Source organism: Pseudomonas sp. DCB_BI (genome assembly GCF_026240995.1).
GTDB lineage: Bacteria > Pseudomonadota > Gammaproteobacteria > Pseudomonadales > Pseudomonadaceae > Aquipseudomonas.
The window spans coordinates 180,702-196,835 of record NZ_JAPFCG010000007.1 but is presented as its reverse complement, the minus strand read 5'-3'; the positions used below and the strand labels follow the sequence as shown (position 1 = coordinate 196,835).

Annotated in this window: 10 protein-coding genes; 2 read left to right on the top strand and 8 right to left on the bottom strand. The window is 64.4% G+C overall.

The genetic code is table 11. The annotated features are described in order from the left end of the window. Positions 1 to 31: 31 nt before the first annotated feature. The 3 genes from OO258_RS10125 to pgm form a co-directional block, all read right to left on the bottom strand. The gene (locus OO258_RS10125) at positions 32 to 976 is read right to left on the bottom strand and encodes a FecR domain-containing protein (RefSeq protein WP_266030181.1); all 945 of its coding nucleotides are present in this window, start codon (positions 974 to 976) and stop codon (positions 32 to 34) included. Then, complete coding sequence (locus tag OO258_RS10120) at positions 973 to 1,485, bottom strand: sigma-70 family RNA polymerase sigma factor (protein ID WP_110744129.1); 513 nt, start codon at positions 1,483 to 1,485, stop codon at positions 973 to 975. The genes OO258_RS10125 and OO258_RS10120 overlap by 4 nt, the downstream gene beginning before the upstream one ends. Positions 1,486 to 1,563: 78 nt before the next feature. Further along, on the bottom strand, positions 1,564 to 3,201 hold the full coding sequence (gene pgm, locus OO258_RS10115) for a phosphoglucomutase (alpha-D-glucose-1,6-bisphosphate-dependent) (protein ID WP_266030180.1): 1,638 nt from the start codon (positions 3,199 to 3,201) through the stop codon (positions 1,564 to 1,566). A 231-nt stretch (positions 3,202 to 3,432) separates the two neighbouring features. On the opposite strand from pgm, the gene OO258_RS10110 reads away from it, so the two are divergent. Both OO258_RS10110 and OO258_RS10105 read left to right on the top strand, forming a co-directional pair. After that, a complete protein-coding gene (locus OO258_RS10110) occupies positions 3,433 to 4,080 on the top strand; it encodes a DUF1345 domain-containing protein (RefSeq protein ID WP_110744131.1) in 648 nt (215 codons plus the stop codon). A gap of 275 nt (positions 4,081 to 4,355) precedes the next feature. After that, positions 4,356 to 4,616 (top strand): DUF1652 domain-containing protein, encoded by a 261-nt coding sequence (locus OO258_RS10105; RefSeq protein ID WP_266030176.1) that lies wholly within the window; start codon positions 4,356 to 4,358, stop codon positions 4,614 to 4,616. On the opposite strand, the gene OO258_RS10100 is transcribed toward OO258_RS10105, so the two are convergent. The 5 genes from OO258_RS10100 to OO258_RS10080 form a co-directional block, all read right to left on the bottom strand. Further along, complete coding sequence (locus OO258_RS10100; protein WP_266030174.1) at positions 4,613 to 6,703, bottom strand: putative bifunctional diguanylate cyclase/phosphodiesterase; 2,091 nt, start codon at positions 6,701 to 6,703, stop codon at positions 4,613 to 4,615. The two genes, OO258_RS10105 and OO258_RS10100, sit on opposite strands and share 4 nt — an antisense overlap. 257 nt (positions 6,704 to 6,960) lie before the next feature. Next, positions 6,961 to 8,454: an efflux transporter outer membrane subunit gene (locus OO258_RS10095; RefSeq protein WP_110744134.1), complete on the bottom strand. Its 1,494-nt coding sequence runs from the start codon at positions 8,452 to 8,454 to the stop codon at positions 6,961 to 6,963. Beyond that, complete coding sequence (locus OO258_RS10090; protein WP_266030171.1) at positions 8,451 to 11,558, bottom strand: efflux RND transporter permease subunit; 3,108 nt, start codon at positions 11,556 to 11,558, stop codon at positions 8,451 to 8,453. Before OO258_RS10090 ends, OO258_RS10095 begins: the two co-directional genes overlap by 4 nt. Continuing rightward, positions 11,555 to 14,653, bottom strand: coding sequence for an MdtB/MuxB family multidrug efflux RND transporter permease subunit (locus OO258_RS10085; protein ID WP_266030169.1), 3,099 nt, complete (start codon positions 14,651 to 14,653; stop codon positions 11,555 to 11,557). Before OO258_RS10085 ends, OO258_RS10090 begins: the two co-directional genes overlap by 4 nt. Then, positions 14,650 to 15,960, bottom strand: a complete 1,311-nt coding sequence (locus tag OO258_RS10080; RefSeq protein ID WP_266030167.1) for an MdtA/MuxA family multidrug efflux RND transporter periplasmic adaptor subunit — start codon at positions 15,958 to 15,960, stop codon at positions 14,650 to 14,652. Before OO258_RS10080 ends, OO258_RS10085 begins: the two co-directional genes overlap by 4 nt. Positions 15,961 to 16,134 lie beyond the last annotated feature (174 nt).

Here is a 16,134-nt window from a genome sequence, read left to right as displayed (position 1 = left end):
ATGACCGGCGAGTGAAAAAAAGGGGACAGCCTTACGCACGATTTTCTCGCGCAGACAGGGTGACCCAATAACGTGTGCGTGACTGCACCTGCAACGGCAGGCTGGCAGCAAGCAAGGCCAGCACCCGGTCGGTATCGTCCAGGCGGAAGGTGCCGGTCACGCGCAGGCGCTCAAGCGCTGGCGCCCAGCGCAGAAGCCCGGGGCGGTACCTGCGCAGTTCCTGCAGCAACTCGCCCAGCGGGCGGTCGTCCAGCCGCAGCACGCCTTCGCGCCAGCCCAGCGGCCAGGTGTCAAACGGTCTCGCAGGGCCGACGCCCGCCGCCTGCAGGCTGGCCTGCTGCCCGGCCTGCAGCAGCACCGTCGAGGCCCGCAACGGCTGCAGGCGGGCCGCACCGTTGAGCACCGACACCTGGCAGGCATCATCGAACAGACGCAGACAGGCCTCACCGTCACTGAGCATCACCTGGCCGTAAGGCACCTGCAAGGCCAAGCTCAAGTCAGCGGGCACCTTGACCGCCACTTCGCCCCGCAGCAGTGTCAGGCGGCGGGCGCCCAGGTCAATATTCACGGCACTGTCGGTGTTCAACTGCACGAAAGTACCGTCGCTCAGCAGCACCTGCCGTCGCTCCCCTACCGACGTGCGCAGGTCGGCAGCCCAGGCATCCAGCGGCAGTTCCCGGCTCACCAGCCATGCTGCGGGCAATAGCGCCGCCACGCCCAGGGCCTGTTTGAGCAACGCACGGCGGCCAGCATCCGGGCGGTCCAGGGTGGCCATCGCCAACGCCCCGGGCAACCCGGAGAACCGCGCACGCAACGCCGCCGCCTTTTGCCAGGCGTCTTCGTGCAGGCTGTTGCTGGCACGCCATTGCGCCAGGCGCCGCAAGTCTGTTTCACTGGCGCCGCCAGAATCCAGCAACGCCAGCCAACGGGCGGCAGCACGCACCGCCTCGCGGGTTTCGGGAGCATGCTGGGTCACTGCAGGTCGGCCAGCAGGCAATGCTCGTAGGCCTGCGCCATGTAGCGCTTGACCGAGCGCTCGCAAACGCCCAGGCGCTTGCCGATTTCGGCGTAGCCCAGGCCTTCCAGCTGGCTCCAGAGAAAGGCCTTGCGTACCGGCGCCTTCAGGCCGTCGAGCAGTTCATCCAGTGCTTGCAGGGTTTCCAGCACTATCCAGCGTTGCTCTGGCGAGGGCACATGCTGTTCGGGTAGTTGCACGATGGCATCAAGGTAGGCCTGCTCAAGGCTGCGGCGCTGATGGAAGTTGCTGAGCAGGCGCTTACCCACGGTCAGCAGGTAGGCGCGTGGTTCGCGAATGTCTGCCAGCGGCTGGGCACTGGCCAACACGCGCAGGAACGTATCCTGGCTGAGGTCGGCGGCATCCCAGGCATTGCCCATGCGCCGGCGCAGCCAGCTCTCCAGCCAGCTACGATGCTCCCGGTACAGGGCAGGCAGGCTTGGCTCCGGTGGCGGCGCGGCGTCGATCATGGGGAAGGCCCTGCGGCGGCGTAAATAGGATTAATTCTAATTTACATCGCGCCACAGAACCAAGCGGTTTGTTACCGGTCAGGCAATTGCCGCGTCCACCAACACCTGGGCTTCCTGCACCAGGCGCTGCAAGTGCGCCTCGTCGATGAAGCTTTCGGCGTAGATCTTGTAGATGTCTTCGGTGCCCGACGGGCGCGCAGCGAACCAGCCATTGGCGGTCATCACTTTCAGGCCGCCAATGGCCTGCCCGTTGCCTGGGGCGTGGCTGAGAATCTGCACGATCGGCTCACCGGCCAGTTCGGTCGATTTCACCTGCTCCGGCGCCAGCTTGCTCAACAGGGCCTTTTGCCGGGCGTCGGCCTTGGCCTCGACACGGGTGGCGAATGGCTTGCCCAGGGCTTCGGTCAGGTCGGCGTAGGCCTGGCTCGGGTTGCGCCCGGTGCGGGCGGTCATTTCGGCGGCAAGCAAGGCCGGGATCAGCCCGTCCTTGTCGGTGGCCCACACCGAGCCATCGCGGCGCAAGAACGAAGCACCCGCACTCTCCTCGCCACCAAAGCCCAGCGAACCATCGAACAGGCCCTGGGCGAAGAACTTGAAGCCAACCGGCACTTCGTACAACTTGCGGCCCAGGCGCTGGGTAACGCGGTCGATCAGGCCACTGGAAACCACGGTCTTGCCAACGGCGGCGTCGCTGCGCCATTGCGGGCGGTGGCGATACAGGTAGTCGATAGCAACGGCCAGGTAGTTGTTCGGCTGCAACAGGCCGTCGGCGGTCACGATGCCATGGCGGTCGTGGTCAGGGTCGCAGGCAAAGGCCACGTCGAAGCGCTCGCGCAGGCCGATCAGGCCCTGCATGGCGTACGGCGAGGACGGGTCCATGCGGATCTGGCCGTCCCAGTCGACGGTCATGAAGCGGAAGGTTGGGTCGACCTCGGTGTTCACCACTTCCAGGTCGAGCTGGTAGTGCTGGGCAATCGCCGACCAGTAGCGCACCCCTGCCCCACCCAGCGGGTCAACGCCCAGGCGCAACTTGGCATTACGGATGACGTCGAAGTCGATGACGTTCTCCAGGTCGGCCACATAGTTGCTCAGGTAGTCATGGCGCTGGGTGGTGGCTGCCTGCAGCGCCTGGGCATGGTCCATGCGCTTCACGCCCGCCAGGTTTGCCGCCAGCAGCTCGTTGGCCTTGGCCTCGATCCACTTGGTGACGTCGCTGTCGGCCGGGCCGCCATTGGGCGGGTTGTACTTGAAACCACCGCTTTGCGGCGGGTTGTGCGACGGGGTGATGACGATACCGTCGGCCAGGCCTTGGGCGCGGTCACGGTTGTGGCAGAGGATGGCGTGCGACACGGCCGGCGTTGGCGTGTACTCGTCATCTTTGGACAGCATCACCTGCACGCCGTTGGCGGCCAACACTTCCAGGGCGCTGGCAGTGGCCGGTGCCGACAGGGCATGGGTGTCGGCGCCAATGAACAGCGGGCCATCGATGCCCTTCTCCTGGCGGTACAGGCAAATGGCCTGGGTAATGGCCAGGACGTGGTACTCGTTGAAGCTCAACTCAAGTGAAGTGCCCCGGTGCCCCGAGGTGCCGAAGGCCACCCGCTGGGCCGCCACGGCAGCGTCGGGGCGGCCGGTGTAGTAGGCGGTGAGCAGCCGGGGAATATCGACCAGCACGCTGGCCGGAGCCGGCTTGCCTGCCAAAGGACTGAGCGTCATGCAAAAACCTCGAGTTCAACGGATGTTGGTATTTGAGCATGCAGTGTACTGAGAGTTGCAATGCCGTGCGATGGGCGACCTCAAAGAAAACAGCAGGTAACGCGCCCCTTTCCTGGGAGCGGACTGCCGTCGCCCAAAGGCCGCAAGGGCGACCCCACAAACACCCTGTGAACCAGTACCCAGGCCGCAACGGTCTAGAGTAGAAGCCACACCCACAGTAAATGAGGCCCCATGGCTTTCCACCGCCTGACCCGAACCCACCCCCGCCTTAGCCTGGCCGCCGCCGTTGGCCTTCTCGGCGCCTGGCTGATCCCCGCCGGTGACACCGTGCAGCACATCCTCGCTGGCTGGAACCTTGGCGTGTGGCTGTACCTGCTGCTGGTACTCTATCTGACCTGTACCGCCAGGCCGGAAAAGGTCCGCAAGGTTGCCCGCGTCGAAGACGAAAACGCAGGCATCGTCCTGCTCACCGTGTGCATCGCCGCCATCGCCAGCCTCGCGGCAGTCACCCTGCAGCTGGTGTCGAGCCGTGGCCTGCAAGGCAGCGCGCTGGCACTGCATTACCTCTACACCGGCCTGACCGTGGCCGGCTCGTGGCTGCTGATCGGCTGCATCTTCAGCCTGCACTACGCCCGGCTGTTCTACACCGGGCAAAACCACGAACCACCGCTGCGCTTCGCCGATGGCCAACGCAACCCGGATTACTGGGACTTCCACTATTTCTCGTTCACCATCAGCGTGGCCGTGCAAACGTCCGATGTGGGCGTTGCCGGGCGGGGGTTGCGGCGCGTGGTGCTGGCGCATTCACTGGTGGGGTTTGTGTTCAACACGGCGATTTTGGGTTTTACCATCAATATCGCCGCTGGCTTGCTGGGCTAAGCGCACCGTTCGTCTGAAAGCGCTGAGCGTGCAGCGTCGGTGAAATCGGTAAAAACCACCGGAACCAACGGGGCATTCCGGCCGGGAAAACGTTTGCCATGCGGCCCCTTGAAAACCTGCAGCCGAGACAATGATGTGACGCTAGTCATGCATTAGCACATTTGTCGTATTTGCAGCCGAGAATCGCGCGTGCCAAGTGCTATGTTTACTTTCCCGGCGGCCGCATCGATGTGGCCACCCGCTCACCACGTCCAGGCACGGACAAGGAGGCAGGCATGAACAAGATGACGTTCCCAAACGCCTGCCAGGTGATGCGCTGGCATTTCCACCCGCTGGGGTTCGAGGCCAGCATGGATGCGCCACGCAGCATGATTGCGCGGCTGTTCGACCGCGCCACCGGTGAAACCGTGCTGGCGATAGCCGGCATCCCCTGTGCGGCAATCATGGCCGCCGCCGATGTAGAGCGTATCATCGAGGCCGTCGAGGCGGAGATGGATGCGTTCATCCCCGCCTTCACCTTGCGTGACGCTGTTTAACCCGTAGCCCTGCTTTCCTGGCCAATGGCCTGCAACTTGCCCATGAACTGCTCGGGCGGTACTGGCTGGCCCAACAGGTAGCCCTGCAGCGAATCACAGCCCAGTCGGGTCAGGAAATCTTGCTGCCGGTCGGTCTCTACCCCTTCGGCAACGATGCGCAGGCCCAGCGCCTGGCCCAGCGCGACAATCGCCGAGACGATCGCCGCATCGTCGCTGTCGTGCTCCAGGTCGCGCACGAAGCCACGGTCGATCTTCAATTCGTTGGCCGGCAGCCGCTTGAGGTACATCAGGCTGGAATAGCCGGTACCAAAGTCATCGATGGACAGGTCCACACCCATGTCGGACAAGCGCTGCAACACGGTCAGGCTGGCATCCGCGTCGTGCATGGCGGTGGTTTCGGTGATTTCCAGGGTCAGGCAGTTGGCTGGCAGGCCGTTCTGCTGCAGGGCCCGGGCGACGCTCTCGACCAGCCCGGCGTGGCAGAACTGGATAGCCGACAAATTCACCGCCATGCGCCAGCCATGATGCCCCTGGTCCAGCCACTGGCGCATCTGCCGGCAGGCTTCATCGAGCACCCACTCACCGATAGGGATGATCAGGCCGGTCTTTTCTGCCAAACCGATAAAGCGGTCAGGCAGCAGCAGGCCCTGCTGCGGGTGCTCCCAGCGCAGCAGCGCCTCGGCCCCGATCGGCTGGCAGGCCTGGGCGTCGAACTTAGGCTGGTAGTGCAGGCGGAACTGGCGCTGCTCCAGGGCCTGACGCAAATCCTGCAAGAGTTGCAATTGCTGGCGGGCGTTGCTGTTCATCGACACGTCGAAGAAGCTGTAACCGTTCTTGCCGGCGCTCTTGGCGTGGTACATGGCGGCGTCGGCATTGCGCAGCAGTTCATGCTGGTCCTGGCCATTGCCCGGGTACAGGACGATGCCCAGGCTCGCCGACAGTTGCAGGTCATGCTCGGCCACGCGGAATGGGCGCGACACCAGGTTGACCTGCTTGACCGCCACGTCCATGGCATCGTCCGGTTCCTGCAGCTCTACCAGCAGCACGAACTCGTCGCCACCGATGCGCGCCAGGGTGTCCTGGCTGTGCAGGTGGCCGCGCAGGCGCGCCGCCACGGCCTTCAGCAGCAAATCGCCGATGTGGTGGCCAAAGGCATCGTTGACCGGCTTGAAGCCGTCCAGGTCGATGAACATCAGGGCAAAGCAGCCGCCCTGCTCCGCCACCTTGGCAATCGCCTGCTCGATGCGGTCGGCCAGCAGGGTACGGTTGGGCAGGTCGGTGAGGGTATCGTGCAGGGCCAGCTGGGTGAGTTCCTGGTTGGCCAGGGTCAGCGAGCGGGCCAGCTCGGCAGTACGCGCTTCCAGGCGGGCATCCAGCACCGAGGTCAGCAAGGCCGCCGCCAATACCGCCAGGGTGGTGATCAGCACCAGGTAAACCAGGCCGTCGCCTTGCAAGCCGCCACCCGCCAGCGCACCACAGAAGCTGCCATCAGGGAAGTTCGCTGCCGCCATGCCGGTGTAATGCATGCCAACGATCGCAAAGCCCATCACCACCGCCGCCAGGCCCCGAATCTGCCGCACATAGGGGGTGTGCGCACGCAGGCGAAAGGCGATCCACAACGCCGCTGCCGAGGCCCCCACGGCGATCAGCAGCGAGGCGCCAAACAGCGTCGGGTCATAGTCGATGCCCGGCAGCATGCGCAGCGCAGCCATGCCGGTGTAATGCATGCACGCGATACCGGCGCCCATGATCAGCGCGCCAAACGCCAGCTGCAGCCCCGGCATGCTCGGCTGGCTGACCAGCCACAAGGCAAAGCCCGAAGACAACACGGCAATCAGCAGCGAGAACGCGGTCAGGGCCAAGTCGTAGCCCAGGTCGATGGGCAGGCTGAAGGCGAGCATGCCGATGAAATGCATCGACCACACACCGATGCCCATGGCCAGCGCCCCGCCGCCCATCCACAGGTAGGCAGCGCGGCCCTTGGCCGTGGCGATGCGGCCGGTCAGGTCAAGGGCGGTGTAGGACGCCAGGATCGCCACGCACAGCGAGATCAACACCAGCGAAGAGGAGTAGCTACCGGTCAGCATTGGGAGTACCAGCATCGGGACAAGGGGGCCCGGAAAAGGCTGACGATTGTACTCAAGCGTTGGCGAAACGCACGGGGTTTTTGCGAATGGGAATGGATCCAAAGGAAGAACCCGATACGCTCCGCCAAACACCGATGTGTAGCCCATCGCTGGCAAACCCACTGCCACTGCCAGTGCGCCGCTGCAAAGGCCTGCGCCTGAGCGGCTGGAGCTGGTTTGCCGGCGCTGCGGCCTGCACGGTCAATACGAGGACCAGATTACCGGCCCTGCTCGGCAAATGCCTGCCCTGCATCCCAGCCACCGCCCAGCGCGGCCACCAGTTGCACGCTGGCCACCAGCCGCCCTTGCAGCAGGTTCAGCACGCTGCGCTCGTTGCTCAGCGCCGTGGTCTGCACGTTGACCACATCCAGGTAGCCGATCAGGCCCGCGCGGTATTGGTTCTCGGTCAGGCGCAACGACTCGCGGGCAGCGTCCAGTGCCTCCTGGCGCACCACCGCTTCATCGCCGTACACCTTCAACTGCACCAGCAGGTTCTCCACTTCCTTGAAACCGTCCAGCACGGTCTGCCGGTACTGCGCCACGGTCTGGTCATACACCGCCACCGTGCGGTCCACCTCGGCGCTGCGCTTGCCGGCGTCGAACAGCGTCAGCGCCAGCTGCGGGCCTACCGACCAATAGCGGTTGGGCAACTCGATCCAGTTGCTGAAGCTGCTGCTGGAGTATCCGCCGCTCATGCTCAGGCTGAGGTCCGGGAAGTACGCCGCCCGCGAGACACCGATGTTGGCGTTGGCGGCCATGACGTTACGTTCCGCAGCGGCAATGTCCGGGCGCCGCTCCAGCAATTGCGAAGGCAGCGCAACCGGTATCTGCGGCAGCGCCGGAATATCCTTGCTGTCGGCCAGGGCGAAGTCGGCCGGGGTCTTGCCCAGCAACACGGCAATGGCGTTCTCGAACTGCGCGCGCTGCCAGATCAGGTCGATCAGGTCAGCCTGGGTGCTTTTCAGCTGGGTACGCGCCTGGGCCACCGCATCCGGGCCGGCAACACCGGCGCGGTACTGGTTTTCGTTCATCCGCAACGAGCGCTCATAGGCCGCCACGGTGGCTTCCAGCAAGCGTTTCTGCTCGTCGATGACGCGCAATTGCAGGTAGTTCTGCACCAGTTCCGACTGCTGGCTCAAGCGGATCGACGCCAGGTCGGCGAAACTGGCTTCGGCACTGGCCTCGTTGGCATTCAGGGTTTCCCGCAGCTTGCCCCACAGGTCGATCTCCCAACTTACGCCCAACTGCGCGTTGTAGGTATTGCGAATGCCACTGCTGTTGTTGGAAAGGCTGGAGCTGGAGCTGCCGGTACCCTGCGCCGAGCGGTTCTTGCTGGCGCTCAGGTCAAGGCTTGGGAACAAGGCCGCACGGCTGCTGCGTACCAACGCCTGCGCCTGGCGATACTGGGCTTCCGATTGGGCCACGGTCTGGTTGCTGCGGTTGAGCTCCTCGACCAGCGCATTGAGCCCGGCATCGCCATAGATTTCCCACCAGGCGCCACGGGCGATGGCATCGGAAGGCGTAGCCTGGGTCCAGCCTTCGGCGTGCTTGAACTGCGCCGCCGTGCTGTTCAGCTCGGGGCGGTGGTAGTCCGGGCTCAGGGTGCAGGCACTGAGCAGGGCCACGCACAACCCGGCGCCGAGCAGGCGCGAGCCACGCCCACGGGTCAGCGCTTGCAGGGCACGGTGAAGTGGGGTCTGGGCAAAAGTCATAGCGGGGTTTCCAGGGCGGCGTCGGTGCGCACGCCGCGCCAACGGTTGAAACGGTGACGCAGGCGGTCGAGGTACAAGTAGACCACCGGTGTCGTGTAAAGGGTGAGGATCTGGCTGAAGACCAGGCCGCCGATGATGGTCAGGCCCAGCGGCTGGCGCATTTCTGCGCCTTCGGCCTGGCTCAGCAGCAGCGGCAAGGCGCCAAGGATGGCCGCCAGGGTGGTCATCAGGATCGGCCGCAGGCGCAGCAGGCAGGCGCGGCGGATCGACTCCTCCGGCGATAGCCCTTGGTGGCGCTCAAGCTGCAGGGCCAGGTCGATCATCAGGATAGCGTTCTTCTTCACCACGCCAATCAGCAGGAACAGCCCCAGCAACGAGATCAGGCTGAACTCGCCACCGGTGACATACAGCGCCAGCAAGGCACCGACGCCGGCCGAAGGCAGCGTCGAGAGGATGGTCAGCGGGTGGATGTAGCTTTCATACAGAATGCCCAGCACCAGGTACACCAGCAGCAACGCCCCCAGGATCATGAACGGCTGGCCCTGCTGCGTCTTGGCAAAGGCATCGGCGGTGCCACCCAGCTTGGCAATCACTTCCTCGGGCAGGCCAAGGGTGGCCACTGCCCGCTCCACAGCAGCCATGGCCTGGTCGGGGCTATAGCCTTCGGCAACGTCGAAGGCGATGTCCTCGGCGGCGAACTGGCCTTCGTGGCTGACCCGATCGTTGGCCAGGCTGTTCTCGTAGTGGGCAATGGTCGACAGCGGCACGCGCGCGCCGTCGGCGGTAATCACCTGCACTTGCTCCAGGGTACTCGGGTCCCAGGCATATTTCGGGTTGATCTCCAGCACCACCTGGTACTGGTTGAGGCTGTCGTAGATGGTGGAGATCTGCCGCTGGCTGTAAGCGTTGTTCAGCACGGTGGTGACCATGTCCATGTCGATACCCAGGCGCTTGGCCTGGTCGCGGTCGACCACCAGCGTCACCTGCTGGGTGCCGGCACCGTCGCGGGCGTCAATGGCGGTCAATTGCGGCAGGGCGCGCAGGGCCGCAACCACCTTGGGGAACCACTCGCGCAAGGCCGTCAGGTCGCCACTTTGCAGGGTGTACAGGTATTGCGACGAGGTCTGGTCACGGCCACCGCCGCCCAGTTGCAGGTCCTGGTCGGCCATCAGGAACAGCCGCCCGCCCGGCACCTTGGGCATTTCCTTGCGCAGGCGCTCGATCACTTTCTGGGCGTCCAGCTTGCGCTCGCTGATCGGTTTCAGGCGCACCAGCACCATGGCATTGTTGGTGCCGCTGTTGCCGCCGATGAAGCCGGCAACGCTCTGCACCGCGGGGTCGGCAAGCAAGGCGCGGCGGTAGATTTCCATCTTCGGCTGCATCACGCCGAACGACAGGCCATCGTCCCCCCGGATAAAGCCCATCAGCTGACCGGTGTCCTGCTGTGGCATCAGCGTCTTGGGTACCACCACATACAGGGCGATATTGAGGCCAATGGTGGCCAGCAGGCTGAACAGGGTCAGACGCCTGTGGCGCAGCGCCCAGCCCAGGCTGCGGTCATAGGCGTCGACCATGCGTTGGTGGAGCTTGTCGCTCCACCGCTGCAGGCGGGTCTGCTCGGCCTGGTGGGCCTTCAGCCAGCGTGCGCAGAGCATTGGGGTGAGGGTCAGCGACACCACCAGCGAGACGATGATCGCCGCGGCCAGGGTAATGGAGAACTCCTGGAACAGGTTGCGCACGATGCCACCCATGAACAGGATGGAGACGAACACCGCCACCAGCGACACGTTCATCGACAGCAAGGTGAAGCCCACTTCCCTGGCGCCGAGGAAGGCCGCCTTCATCGGCGGCTGGCCGTCCTCGATATGCCGGGAGATGTTCTCCAGCACCACGATGGCGTCGTCCACCACCAGGCCGGTGGCGAGGATGAGCGCCATCAGCGACAGGTTGTTGAGCGAAAAGCCACACAGGTACATGACCGCGAAGGTACCCACCAGCGACACCGGCACCGCCAGGCTGGGAATCAGCGAGGCGCGCAGGCTGCCGAGGAACAGGTAGACCACCAGGATCACCAGGACCACCGCGATCAACAGGGTATGCTCGGCTTCCTTGAGGCTTGCCTTGATCACCGGCGAGCGGTCCATGGCCACGTTCAGTTGCACACTGGCTGGCAGCAGCGACTGCAAGGCTGGCAGCTGCGCCTTGATCTGGTCGACCGTCTCGATGATGTTGGCACCCGTCTGGCGGTTGACCACCAGCAATACCGCAGCCTGGTCGTTGAAGAAGCCACTGTTGTAGCGATTCTCGACCCCATCGGTGATGGTTGCCACGTCGGTCAAGCGCAAGATGGTGCCGTTCTGCTGGCGGATCACCACCGGCTCGTAGTCCCTGGCCGTTTCCAGCTGGTCATTGGCCCGCACCTGCCAGTTGCGCTCGGCATCCTCGACAAAGCCCATGGGCCGGCGCTGGTTGGCATTGGACACGGCAGTGCGCACTTCATCCAGCGACAGGCCGTACTGGTTGAGCAGCTGGGGCTCGACGGCAATGCGCACCGCCGGCAACGAACTGCCACCGATTTGCACCTCCCCTACCCCAGACACCTGCGCCAGGCTCTGCGACAGGATGGTGTCGGCCAGGTCATACAACTGGCCTTTCTGCAGCACGTCCGAGGTCAGCGACAGCACCATGATCGGCGCTTGCGACGGGTTGATCTTCTTGTAGGTGGGCATGCTGCGCATGCCACTGGGCAGCAGGTTGCGGGTGGCGTTGATTGCCGCCTGCACCTCGCGCGCCGCCCCGTCGATATCACGCCCCATCTCGAAGCCGATGATCACGCGGGTCGAGCCCTGGTTGGAGCTACTGGTCAGCGTGGTCACCCCGGCGATACTGCCCAGCTTGCGCTCCAGGGGCGTGGCCACGGTAGAGGCCATCACCTCGGGGCTGGCGCCGGACAGGTTGGCCGACACCACAATCACCGGGAAGTCCATTTCCGGCAGCGGTGCAACCGGCAGCAGCTTGAAGCTGACACCGCCCAGCAACATGATTGCCAGGCTCAACAGCATGGTCGCCACCGGGCGACGAATGAAGGGTCCCGACAGGTTCATGCCTCGGCCTGCTTCGCGTCAGTGGCCGGGCGCCAGCGGCGTGCCAGGCGGTCGAAGTACAGGTAGATGACCGGGGTGGTGAACAGCGTCAGCACCTGGCTGACCAGCAACCCGCCCACCATCACCAGGCCCAGCGGCTGACGCAACTCGGCGCCGGAACCGGTGGCGAGCATCAACGGCACGGCCCCGAACAGCGCCGCCAGGGTGGTCATCAGAATGGGCCGGAAGCGCAGCAACGCGGCCTGGTAGATGGCATCGCGCGGGGTCATGCCCTGATGGCGTTCGGCCTCGAGGGCGAAGTCGATCATCATGATCGCGTTCTTCTTGACGATACCGATCAGCAGGATGATGCCGATAATGGCGATCATGCCCAGGTCGTTGCCGCTGATGAGCAAGGCCAACAAGGCACCCACCGCTGCCGAGGGCAGGGTCGAGAGGATGGTCACCGGGTGGATGTAGCTCTCGTACAGCACCCCCAGCACGATGTACATGGTCACCACCGCCGCCAGGATCAGCAGCAAGGTGCTCGACAGCGACGCCTGGAAGGCTTCTGCCGCGCCCTGGAAGCGGGTTTGCACCCCTAGCGGCATGCCGATGTCCTTCTGCACCTGCTCGATCACCTGCACCGCCTCGCCCAGCGAAGCACCGTGCGCCAGGTTGAAGGACATGGTCACCGCCGGGAACTGGCCAATATGGGAAATGGCCAGTTGCGCCTGGCGTTGTTCCACCCGCGCCAGGGCCGACAGGCGCACCTGGCCGCCATCGGCGGCCTTGACGTGGATCGACTCCAGCGCCTGTGGGCCGATGACTGCTGCATCTCTGGACTGCAGCACCACCCGGTACTGACTGGCCTGAGTGTAAATGGTCGAGATCTGGCGCTGGCCAAAGGCGTCGTACAGGGCGTTGGTGATCTGCGACACGCTGATGCCCAGGCGGCTGGCCATGTCACGGTCGATCAACAGGTAAACCTGCAGGCCCTTGTCTTGCAGGTCGCTGGCCACGTCGGCCAGTTCCGGGCGCTGCTGCAGCGCCTGTACCAGCTTGCCGCTCCAGTGCGCCAGCAGGTCGGCGTCGGGCGACGACAGGCTGAACTGATACTGGGTGCGGCTGACCCGGTCTTCGATGCTCAGGTCCTGTACCGGTTGCATGAACAGGCGGATACCGACCAGTTTGTCGACCTGTGGCTGCAAGCGGCTGATGACCTCGCCGGCAGTGACATCGCGCTCACCATGGGGCTTGAGGTTGATCAGCAAGCGGCCGCTGTTGAGGGTCGCATTGTCGCCGTCGACGCCGATGTAGGACGACAGGCTCTGCACGGCCGGGTCCTGCAGGATCACCTTGCTCAGCGCCTGCTGGCGTTCGCTCATGGCGGCGAACGACACGGACTGCGGCGCTTCTGAAATCCCCTGGATCACGCCGGTGTCCTGCACCGGGAAGAAGCCCTTGGGCACCACCATGTACAGGAACACGGTCAGCGCCAGGCTCGCCACCGCGACCAACAGGGTCAGCGGCTGGTGCTTGAGCACCCACTGCAGGGCGCCGCCGTATTGCTTGATCAGCCAGTCAATCCAGGCGCCACTGGCGCGGTAGAAGCGGCCCTGCTCCTGTTCCTTGGGTTCGCGCTTGAGCAGCCGGGCGCACATCATCGGCGTCAGGGTCAGGGACACCACCAGGGAAATCAGGATGGCCACCGCCAGGGTGATGGCGAATTCGCGGAACAGGCGGCCGACCACGTCAGCCATGAACAGCAGCGGGATCAGTACCGCAATCAGCGAGAAGGTCAGCGAAATCAGGGTGAAGCCGATCTGCCGGGCGCCCTTGAGGGCGGCCTGCATCGGCGTCTCGCCTTCTTCTATATGGCGAGAGATGTTCTCCAGCATGACGATCGCGTCATCCACCACGAAACCGGTGGCAATGGTCAGCGCCATCAGGGTCAGGTTATTGACCGAGAAACCCGCCAGGTACATCACACCGAAGGTGCCGATCAGCGACAGCGGCACGGCGATCGACGGAATCAGGGTGGCACTGAAGCGACGCAGGAAAACGAAGGTGACCATGACCACCAGGACGATCGCGATCAGCAGTTCATGCTGCACGTCCTTGACCGCGGCGCGGATGGTCTGGGTGCGGTCGGTCAGTACCGAGACGTCAAGGCCGGCCGGCAGGTTGTCAGTAATCGACGGCAACAGGTCCTTGATGCGGTCGACCACTTCGATCACGTTGGCACCCGGCTGGCGCTGGATATTCAGCAATACGGCGTGGTTCTCGTTGGCCCAGGCGGCCAGGCGCTCGTTCTCTGCGCCATCGACGATTTCTGCCACATCCTTCAGGCGCAGCGGCGCACCATTGGTGTACGCCAGGATCAGGTTGGCGTATTCCTCGGGGGAACGCAGCTGGTCGTTGGCATCGAGCATCGACACCCGGGTCGGGCCGTCGAAATTGCCCTTGGGCTGGTTGACGTTGGAGGCACCGATCAACGTGCGCACGTCATCCAGGTTCAAGCCGTTGGCCGCCAAGGCATCGACATTGACCTTGATTCGCACGGCCTGGCGCTGGCCGCCAGCGATGCTGACCATGCCCACGCCACTGATCTGCGCCAGCTTCTGCGCCACGCGGGTATCGACCAGGTCGTTGAGCTTGGGCAGCGGCATGGTCTTGCTGGAAATGGCCAGGGTCAGCACAGGCGTATCGGCCGGGTTGACCTTGTTGTACACCGGCGGTGCCGGCAGGTCGCTGGGCAGCAGGTTGCTGGCAGCGTTGATCGCGGCCTGCACCTGTTGCTCGGCCACATCCATGTTCATGTCGAGGTTGAAGCGCAGGGTCAGCACCGAGGCCCCGCCGGAGCTGGTCGACGCCATTTGCTCCAGGCCCGGCATCTGGCCGAACTGACGCTCCAGTGGCGCAGTGACGGCACTGGTCATCACTTGCGGGCTGGCCCCGGGGTACAGGGTCATGACGCGGATGGTGGGGTAGTCGACCTGCGGCAAGGCCGACACCGGCAGCAGCTTGTAGGCGATCAGGCCGGCCAGGACGATCGCCAGCATGCTCAGCGTGGTGGCGACCGGCCGCAGGATGAACAGGCGCGAAAGGTTCATGCGCCCGCCTTGCCTGCTGCTTTACCAGGGTGCGCTTCACCGCCCTGCGCCGAGCCATTGGCATCCTGCCCCTGCAGGTGCTGCCCAGGCGTGGTGGGCACTTGCGAGCTGTCTTCGACCACCTCCACCTTGGTGCCTTCACGCAGGCGGTCGGTGCCTTCCAGTACCAGACGGTCGCCGGCCTTGAGGCCGTCGAGGATGACGCTGTTTTCGCCATCGCTGGCGCCAACCTTGAGCTTGCGCACGTTCACGGTATTGTCGGCGTTGACCACGTAGGCGAAGGTGCCGTCGTTGCCGAACTGGATGGCTGCTGCCGGAGCCAGGACCACCTGTTTGAGGGTATCGGCCAGCAAGCGAACGTTGACGAACTGGTTGGGGAACAGGGCCAGGTCCTTGTTCTCGAAGCGGCCCTTGAACTTCAAGGTGCCGGTAGTGGTGTCGATCTGGTTGTCGATGCTGCCAAGCACACCCGTGGACTGCAGCTTGCTGTCGCTGCGGTCCCAGGCCTCGACGGGCAGGCTGGCACCGCTGCGGTAGCGCTCGAGCACGGTGCTCAGCTCGGTTTCCGGCAGGGTAAAGGCGACGCTGATTGGCTCGGTCTGGGTAATCACCACCAGCGCGGTAGTGTCGTTGGCGGCTACCAGGTTGCCCAGGTCGAGCTGGCGCAGGCCTACACGGCCGTTGATCGGTGCGCGGATCTGGGTGAAATCGAGGTTCAGGCGAGCATCGTTGACCTGCGCCTGGTTGGTCTTGACCAAGCCGAGGAACTGCGCGACCTGGGCTTCGGCGGTATCGAGGGTTTGCTTGGCGATGCTGTCTTCGGCATACAAGCCTTTATAGCGGGCCAGGTCGACCTGGGCGTTCTTCAACTGCGCCTGATTCTGCGCCAGCGTGCCTTCGGCCTGTTGCAGGGCAATACGGTACGGGCGCGGGTCGATTTCGGCGAGCAGGTCGCCGGCCTTGACCTGTTGGCCTTCCTTGAAGTGAATCTTCACCAACTCACCCGCCACACGGCTACGCACGTTGACGGTGTTGGTCGCGGTGACCGTACCCAAGGCCTTGTAGTACAGCGGGAAATCACCCACCTTCACCGGTTCGACGCGCACGGGCACCGGGTCGGTGGAGCCGCCAAAACCTGGGCGGCCGCCCATGCCCATGCCCACGCCTTTGCCACCGCGCCCACCACCGGCTTCTTTATGCACAGGCGCCGCTGCGGGCCACAACCACCAGGCGAGGGCCGCCACCAGCAGCAGGATCAGCAGGCCGACGAGCCAGCGACGAGGGGAACGGGAATTGGACGCTTGCATGGGTTGAACGAACCTTGTTCGGAATGACGACTTGGGGAGGATGAACCATAAGCACTGGCATTGTTTTAGCAAAGGGCCTTTACCAGAGGTTTACCTTTGGCTGACGTAGCCAAGATGCGGAATTTTAAATGAAAACGGCCCGGAACGTGTTCCGGGCCGTTACAGGGTGTTGCT

What these genes read in the sequence shown, in the direction of transcription:
- pgm (WP_266030180.1), bottom strand. Translation starts at nt 3,201, where the DNA reads ATGACGCTCAGTCCTTTGGCAGGCAAGCCGGCTCCGGCCAGCGTGCTG.
- OO258_RS10090 (WP_266030171.1), bottom strand. Translation starts at nt 11,558, where the DNA reads ATGAACCTGTCGGGACCCTTCATTCGTCGCCCGGTGGCGACCATGCTG.
- OO258_RS10085 (WP_266030169.1), bottom strand. Translation starts at nt 14,653, where the DNA reads ATGAACCTTTCGCGCCTGTTCATCCTGCGGCCGGTCGCCACCACGCTG.
- OO258_RS10100 (WP_266030174.1), bottom strand. Translation starts at nt 6,703, where the DNA reads ATGCTGACCGGTAGCTACTCCTCTTCGCTGGTGTTGATCTCGCTGTGC.
- OO258_RS10110 (WP_110744131.1), top strand. Translation starts at nt 3,433, where the DNA reads ATGGCTTTCCACCGCCTGACCCGAACCCACCCCCGCCTTAGCCTGGCC.
- OO258_RS10095 (WP_110744134.1), bottom strand. Translation starts at nt 8,454, where the DNA reads ATGACTTTTGCCCAGACCCCACTTCACCGTGCCCTGCAAGCGCTGACC.
- OO258_RS10080 (WP_266030167.1), bottom strand. Translation starts at nt 15,960, where the DNA reads ATGCAAGCGTCCAATTCCCGTTCCCCTCGTCGCTGGCTCGTCGGCCTG.
- OO258_RS10105 (WP_266030176.1), top strand. Translation starts at nt 4,356, where the DNA reads ATGAACAAGATGACGTTCCCAAACGCCTGCCAGGTGATGCGCTGGCAT.
- OO258_RS10120 (WP_110744129.1), bottom strand. Translation starts at nt 1,485, where the DNA reads ATGATCGACGCCGCGCCGCCACCGGAGCCAAGCCTGCCTGCCCTGTAC.